Source organism: Nocardioides sp. (assembly GCF_035576065.1).
In the GTDB taxonomy this organism is placed as follows: domain Bacteria; phylum Actinomycetota; class Actinomycetes; order Propionibacteriales; family Nocardioidaceae; genus Nocardioides.
Genome location: NZ_DATLWX010000040.1, coordinates 110,686 through 116,894 on the forward strand (window position 1 = coordinate 110,686; position 6,209 = coordinate 116,894).

Consider the following 6,209-nt stretch of genomic DNA (forward strand, 5'->3'; position numbering starts at 1 on the left):
CCGAGCAGCACGAACGGTCCGAACGCCAAGCCCAGGGTGAGAGCCTGCTCATACGGGTGCATCCCACCCATATGGAGAACGGTCACTCGGCATCCATGTGCGGGTAGCGGAAGTCCTTCGGCGGCACGAAGGTCTCCTTGATCGAGCGCGGCGAGGTCCAGCGCAGCAGGTTGATGGCGGCACCGGCCTTGTCGTTGGTGCCCGACGCCCGGCCACCGCCGAAGGGCTGCTGCCCGACCACGGCACCGGTCGGCTTGTCGTTGATGTAGAAGTTGCCTGCCGCGAAGCGGAGCTCACGACGTGCCCACGCGATCGCAGCCCGGTCCTGCGAGATAATCGCGCCGGTCAGGGCGTACGGCGCAAACGACTCCATCTGTGCCACGACCGACTCGAACGCCTCGTCCTCGTAGACGTAGACCGCCAGGATCGGACCGAAGTACTCCTCGGAGAAGATCTCGTCGGTCGGGTCGGTCGACTCCACGATCGTCGGGCGCACGAAGTAGCCGACCGAGTCGTCGGTCTGGCCTCCAGCCAGAAGCGTCAGGTGGTCGTTGGACTTGACCCGCTCGATGGCCTTGACCTGCTTGGCGAACGAGCGGTCGTCGATCACGGCGCCCATGAAGTTGGAGAAGTCCGTGACGTCGCCCTGCGCGAGGCCCTCGGTGTCGGCGATCAGCTGGTCCTTGAGCTTGTTCCACACCGACCGCGCGACGTATGTGCGTGAGGCCGCGCTGCACTTCTGGCCCTGGAACTCGAAAGCGCCGCGCATCATCGCGACCCGCACCACGTCGGGGTCGGCGCTGGGGTGGGCGACGATGAAGTCCTTGCCGCCGGTCTCCCCCACGATCCGCGGGTAGGCGCGGTAGTTGGAGATGTTCTCACCGACGGTGCGCCACAGGTGCTGGAACGTCGGGGTCGACCCGGTGAAGTGGATGCCCGCGAGGTCGGGGCTCGCCAGCGCGACCTTCGAGACGTCGAGGCCGTCACCGGGCAGCATGTTGATGACGCCGGGCGGCATACCGGCCTCCTCGAGCAGCTCCATCGTCAGCGACGCGGCGAGCTGCTGGGTGGGCGAGGGCTTCCAGATGACGGTGTTGCCCATCAGCGCCGGCGCGGTCGGCAGGTTTCCGGCGATGGCGGTGAAGTTGAACGGCGTGATCGCGTAGACGAAACCCTCGAGCGGGCGGTGGTCGGTGCGGTTCCAGATGCCGGGGCTGTTGGCGATCGGCTGGTCGGTGTGGATCTGCTTGGCGTAGTGGACGTTGAAGCGCCAGAAGTCGATCAGCTCGCACGCCGCGTCGATCTCGGCCTGGTAGGCCGTCTTCGACTGCCCCAACATCGTGGCCGCGTTGATGCGCTGGCGCCACGGACCCGCCAGCAGGTCGGCCGCCTTGAGGATGATCGAGCACTTGTCGCCGAACGGCATCCGCTGCCACGGCAGCGCGGCAGCCTTGGCGGCCTTCAGGGCGGCCTCCGCGTCGTCGGTCGTGGAGTTCTTGAAGGTGCCCAGCACGTGCTGGTGGTCGTGCGGCTGCACGACCTTCATCTCCGGGCCGCCACCGTCGCGCTTCTCCCCGTCGATGTGGGCCGACAGGTCGTGCTGCTGGCCCTCGAGCCGCGCCAGCTCCGCCTTCAGCTCAGCCCGTTCGGGCGTGCCCGGGGCGTAGGTCAGGTTGGTCTCGTTGACAGGGGCCGGAGGGGTGGTGATCGCGTCCATGGACCGACCTTAGCGACCCGCCAGCAGGTCCGTTATTTCCTGGGTGGCGTACCACGCGAGGTCGTCGTCCGGGTCCGGGTCGACGTCGAGGTCGACGTGCACGGACGCCCACATCTTCCGGGGTACGCCGCCGGCCAGATCGAGCACGTCAGCGACCAGCACCACGCGCCGCTGCGTGCCGCCGGCGAGCTGCGCAGCGGCGGCAGCGGCGGTCATCAGCGCGGCGTACTCCGCCTCCTCCGACTCGTCGTCAGCGACGAACTTCTCGACGTCCGGGGGCACCGACCCCGCCGCGTCGACGTCGGCGAGACCTTCGAAGGTGAGGGGCAGGTAGACCCTCACTTCTTCTTCCCCCTGCCGCGAGCCGGCGACGCCGGCTCGCCCTTCTTGCGGCCCCTCGGAGCACGCTGGCGCGACTCGCTGGCCGACTCCTTGAGCTCGTCGAGGGACTCGAGGATGCACTGGCCGAGCGTGTCGACGTCGGGCAGTGCGTCGCGATCAGCGGTGACGCCGTAGAAGACGTGCCCGTCGTAGGACGTGACGCCGATCGAGAGCGCGTGGTCGGGGAACAGCGGATGCACGGGGTAGGTCTCGACCATCCTGGCCCCGCCGGCGTAGAGGGGGAACTGAGGACCGGGCACGTTGGTGATGGAAAGGTGGAAGCCGCGGCGCAGCTCATCCGCGGCCACGCGCGACCCGAGTGCATGGAACGTGGTCGGGGCGAACCCGGCGATCCCGGCGAGGCGCTCGGCCCCCACGCCACGGCCGGTCTCCTTGTGCACCCGGAAGCTGTAGCTGACCTGGTGCAGCCGGACGACGGGTGAGGCCTCCGAGATCGGCAGGTGGACCAGGTGCGCCGCGATCTGCGTGCCCAGTGACGTGGGTTCGAGCTCGTCATCGATTACCGACATCGGCACGATCGCCTTGAGGGTCTTCAACCCGGCCATCGACTCGGTGCGCGTCATCAGCCAGCCGCGCAGGCCACCGGTGATCGTGGCCAGGATGACGTCGTTGATGGTGCCGCCGTGGACGCGGCGGATGCGCTTGTAGTCGTCGAGCTTGGTGTCGATCGACAAGAAGCGCCGTTGCTGGGACAGGCGACGGTTGATCGGCGAGGACGCGACGGGCCGGCGACCGGCCAACGCTCCCGCCACGTCACCGAACCGCTGTCGGGTGGCGTTCGCCGTACGGATCAGTGAGGCGCTGTTGGCCCGCGCGGTGTTGAGGATCGTGACGGGGTTCTCGAGGGAGTCCGTGATTGCACCCAGGGCCAACGAGAGCGAGTCGGGACGCCCTTGGGGGTGCCACTCGTCGGGCCCGAGCCGGGGCCGGTCCGGCTCCGTGTCGAGCAGCACCTGACCGATGTCGACGGTCTCGCGGCCGTCCACGAGGATCTGGTGACTCTTGGTCAGGATCGCGATGCGGCCCTGCGCCAGCCCCTCGACGAAGTAGGTCTCCCACAACGGTCGCGACCGGTCGAGCGGCCTGGACGCGATCCGGGCGACGAGCTCGCGGAGCTGGTCGTGGTCACCCGGCCGCGGGAGCGCCGACCGGCGCACGTGATAGCTGAGCTCGAAGTTCGGGTCGTCCACCCAGACCGGCGTTGCCAGTCGGCCGGGGATCGACTGCAGCCGCTGCCGGTAGCGCGGGACGAACGCGATGCGGTCGGCGATCAGGTCGACCAACCGGGCGTAGTCGAACCCGGACTCACCTGGATCGAAGATCTCCAGGGTGGCGTTGTGCATCGGAGTTCGGGGGGACTCGGTGGCGAGGAACGCCAGGTCCCGCGGCCGGAGCCGCTCGCTCATGTGTGCCCCTTCGTCATGGTGTCGCGCGCCACAGGTTCCCAACCCCGACACGGACATTGTCCCTCCGCGTGGGATTGTGACAGAGAACATCTCACGGAGGAGAACCACCCAATGACCCCCACAGTGTCTTCGCGCTCGCGAGGAGTCGCGACGCTCGCCCTCACGGCTGCCATCGCCCTCGGCGCCACCGGCTGCGGCAACGACGCGGAGCCGGTCGACGCAGCCGAGTCGACGAGCTCGTCACCGGAGACACCGTCGGAATCGAGCTCCCCCACCGAGACGGCCGAGTCGCCCACCGAGGCCGCGACTCCCGAGGGTCAGGTCATCGACATCACCATCAGTGGCGGGACGGTCGACCCCAGTGGCGAGCGCGTCGAGGCCGAGGTCGGCGAGGAGGTCACCCTGCGGATCACCTCCGACGCGGCGGACGAGCTCCACGTGCACGCCACGCCGGAGCAGGTCGTCCCCGTCAACGTGGGCACCACCGAGGTGCCGCTGACGTTCGACCGACCCGGCGTGGTCGAGGTGGAGCTCCACGATCTCGAGATCGTGCTCGTCCAGCTCGAAGTCCGCTGACGTGGACGACCGGCTCCTCGCGCACGGCCTCGGCGGCGCCAAGGACCTCCCGCTGTCCCTCGAGCTGGCGATCGCCGGAGCCGTCGCTGCCCTGGTCGTCTCGTTCACCGTGCTGGCGATCGCGTGGCGCAAGCCCCGCTACGACGCCGCGACGAGCGGTCACCCGGCACCCGCGTGGCTCGATCGACTGACCGCCTCGACCGCCTGGCGGGTCTGGTGGCGCGCCTTCGGCATCGCGGTGCTGCTCTACGTCGGCTGGGCAGCGGTCGCGGGCCCGGACACCCTGGTCAACCCGTTCCTCGGCGTCTTCTACGTCCTGGTGTGGGTCGGGGTGATGCTGTTGTCAGTGCTCGTCGGGCCGGTGTGGAAGGCCATCAGTCCCAGTCGCACGATCAACCTGCTGCTGGCCAAGGTGTCCGCCAGCAGCCCCGGGGAGGGCCTCTACGCCTACCCCACCCGCCTGGGCTATTGGCCGGCCGCACTCGGCCTGTTCGCCTTCGTCTGGCTCGAGCTGGTCTATCCGAGCTCCACCGAGGTCGGGGCGGTCCGGCTGTGGTGTGCGGCCTACCTCGCGATCATGCTCCTGGGCGGTGCTCTCTTCGGCGACAAGTTCTTCGCTCACGCGGATCCCTTCGAGGTCTACTCGTCCTTGGCGGCCAAGCTCTCCGTCTGGGGCAGGCGTGACGGGCGACTGGTGGTCCGCTCACCCCTCGCCGATCTCGACTCCGTCGCCGCCAAGCCGGGGCTGGTCGGTGTGGTCGCGGTGCTCTTCGGCAGCACCGCGTTCGACTCCTTCAGGGAGTCGGAGCGGTGGGTCCAGTTCGTCCAGGCGTCGAGCGTCGACAGCTTCGTCCTGAACAACCTCGCCCTGCTCGCCTTCTGTGTCGCTGTCGGGGTCATCCTCGCCGTCGGCACCATGGCCACGGGCGTGGGAGAGGGCGTACGCCGCAGCGCTCTGCCCGACCTCTTCGCGCACTCGGTCGTGCCGATCATCATCGGTTACATCGTTGCCCACTACCTGAGATACCTGGTCGAATACGGCCAGATCACCCTTGCCCAGCTCAGCGACCCGCTCAGCCGCGGCGACAACTACCTCGGCACCGCCGACCTGGGCGTGAACCTGTGGTTGACCTACCACCCCGAGTTCCTGGCCAGGCTCAAGGTGCTCGCCGTCGTCCTCGGGCACGTGCTCGGGGTGATTGCTGCGCACGAGCGCGCCGTCCAGCTGCTGCCCGCCAAGCACCAGCTGACGGGTCAGCTGCCCTTGCTCTTCGCCATGGTCGGCTTCACCGTCGGCGGGCTCTACCTGCTGTTTGCGGCCTGATCAGAACAGGCGCGGGTTCGCGCCGGTCGCCGAGTAGGACCTGTCCAGAGACGTGCGTGGGCTCTGGACACCCAGGTCCACCGGCCCGTAGGGCCAACCCTTGGGCAGGTAGTTGATGGACTCGATGACGTCGCACGTGCGATCGCCGAGCAGCTTGTCGAGCGGGTCGATCGGGCCGACGAAGATCACCCGGTCGTTCAAGCCCTCGTTGGGTGTGCCGATGTCGTCGTGGTCGTCGCAGTAGACCTCGTCGCGAGCTCCATCGGCGTACAGGTAGATCGTGTCGTTGCCCTGCTCCGAGTAGACCTTGTCCGCGCCGGGCCCGACGAAGATGGTGTCGTCGCCCTCGTCGCCCTTGATGTAGGCGTCGTTGCCGTCGCCGTCGACGATGGTGTCGTCGCCGGTGCCGCCGCTGAGCGACCAGTCGTCACCGGGTCCACCGTCGAGGTGGTCGTTGCCGTCGCCCCCGATGAGCTTGTCCCTGCCCTCACCGCCGGTGATGCGGTCGTCGCCGGGGCCACCGTTGAGCTCGGGACCGCCCTCGATGCCACCCTCGACCGCCGGCGAACCGTCATCGCCGGGACCGCCGTCGATCACGTCGCTGCCATCCCCACCGTTGACGCGGTCGGCGCCCTCGCCGCCGAGGATCGCGTCGTCGCCCGAGGCGCCGGCGATGGCGTCGTCACCGAGGCCACCGTCGATGCTGTCGTTGTCGCCGTTGCCGTCGAGGTCGTCGTTGCCGTCGCCACCGACCACCGTGTCGTCACCCGTGCCGGCATCGACC

Annotated in this window: 6 protein-coding genes; 2 read left to right on the forward strand and 4 right to left on the reverse strand. The window is 68.7% G+C overall.

Features of this window, described 5'->3' with window-relative positions; genetic code table 11:
• Window positions 1-82: 82 nt before the first annotated feature.
• From pruA to VNJ48_RS17595, 3 genes are read right to left on the reverse strand one after another with little or no spacing between them, the layout of a single operon-like run.
• Window positions 83-1,717 (reverse strand): L-glutamate gamma-semialdehyde dehydrogenase, encoded by a 1,635-nt coding sequence (gene pruA / locus VNJ48_RS17585; RefSeq protein WP_325604462.1) that lies wholly within the window; start codon window positions 1,715-1,717, stop codon window positions 83-85.
• Window positions 1,718-1,726: 9 nt separating this feature from the next.
• Window positions 1,727-2,059: a DUF6912 family protein gene (locus tag VNJ48_RS17590; protein WP_325604464.1), complete on the reverse strand. Its 333-nt coding sequence runs from the start codon at window positions 2,057-2,059 to the stop codon at window positions 1,727-1,729.
• On the reverse strand, window positions 2,056-3,525 hold the full coding sequence (locus tag VNJ48_RS17595) for a wax ester/triacylglycerol synthase family O-acyltransferase (protein ID WP_325604466.1): 1,470 nt from the start codon (window positions 3,523-3,525) through the stop codon (window positions 2,056-2,058). The genes VNJ48_RS17590 and VNJ48_RS17595 overlap by 4 nt, the downstream gene beginning before the upstream one ends.
• A gap of 111 nt (window positions 3,526-3,636) precedes the next feature.
• Here VNJ48_RS17595 and VNJ48_RS17600 point away from each other — a divergent pair, with 111 nt between their 5' ends.
• Window positions 3,637-4,101, forward strand: a complete 465-nt coding sequence (locus VNJ48_RS17600; protein ID WP_325604467.1) for a hypothetical protein — start codon at window positions 3,637-3,639, stop codon at window positions 4,099-4,101.
• Between the two features lies 1 nt (window position 4,102).
• Window positions 4,103-5,425 carry a hypothetical protein gene (locus VNJ48_RS17605; protein WP_325604469.1) on the forward strand — a complete coding sequence of 441 codons (1,323 nt, stop codon included), beginning with the start codon at window positions 4,103-4,105 and terminating at the stop codon, window positions 5,423-5,425.
• Here the strand turns inward: VNJ48_RS17605 and VNJ48_RS17610 are convergent.
• Window positions 5,426-6,209: calcium-binding protein (locus VNJ48_RS17610; protein WP_325604471.1), on the reverse strand; the 784-nt coding region annotated here is incomplete at its 5' end.

Excerpts from the sequence above, each read along its gene's own strand:
- pruA (WP_325604462.1), bottom strand. The coding sequence starts at position 1,717 with ATGGACGCGATCACCACCCCTCCGGCCCCTGTCAACGAGACCAACCTG.
- VNJ48_RS17600 (WP_325604467.1), top strand. The coding sequence starts at position 3,637 with ATGACCCCCACAGTGTCTTCGCGCTCGCGAGGAGTCGCGACGCTCGCC.
- VNJ48_RS17595 (WP_325604466.1), bottom strand. The coding sequence starts at position 3,525 with ATGAGCGAGCGGCTCCGGCCGCGGGACCTGGCGTTCCTCGCCACCGAG.